At 55.8% G+C, this 511-nt stretch carries 1 protein-coding gene; it reads left to right on the plus strand.

Annotation, left to right across the window (positions count from 1 at the left end; genetic code table 11):
* Positions 1 to 282: 282 nt before the first annotated feature.
* Positions 283 to 511, plus strand: a 229-nt coding sequence (locus IB235_RS24855) for a glutathione S-transferase N-terminal domain-containing protein (protein ID WP_192339083.1), incomplete at its 3' end; no start/stop codon positions are given.

A 511-nucleotide genomic window follows, 5' to 3' on the forward strand; every position in this document is an offset into this window, starting at 1 on the left:
TTACTGCTCTGCTCGTTGAAGCTGCGCAGAATCAGCGGCGTCCAGACGCTGAGGGCGCTCAGGGTATTGGTCAGGCAGAAATAGGCCAGCGTGTAGAGCATGATAACCGGGGTAAACAGCTCCCGCAGCATGCTGCGCTGAGACAGGCCTACACCTGATCGTGGTGAAACCGTCGTGATCTCTTTTGATCTCCTCTATCAGCGAGATTGATGGATCCAAGGGATCGTTGAGCCGATATCTCCATTATGATCGTCGCTCTCACTGTCTTCGTGGATCCTGCCCATGACCGATTTGTCCGTCTTCCCCATCACCCGCAAATGGCCTGCCCAATACCCGGAGTGGATTCAGCTGTACTCCTTGCCGACTCCCAACGGCGTCAAGGTCTCGATCATGCTCGAAGAGATCGGCCTGCCGTATGAACCTCACCGGGTAGGCTTCGACACCAATGACCAGATGTCCCCGGAATTCCTGTCGTTGAACCCCAACAACAAGATCCCGGCGATCCTCGACC

Source organism: Paracoccus sp. PAR01, assembly GCF_014851995.1.
Classification (GTDB): domain Bacteria; phylum Pseudomonadota; class Alphaproteobacteria; order Rhodobacterales; family Rhodobacteraceae; genus Paracoccus; species Paracoccus litorisediminis.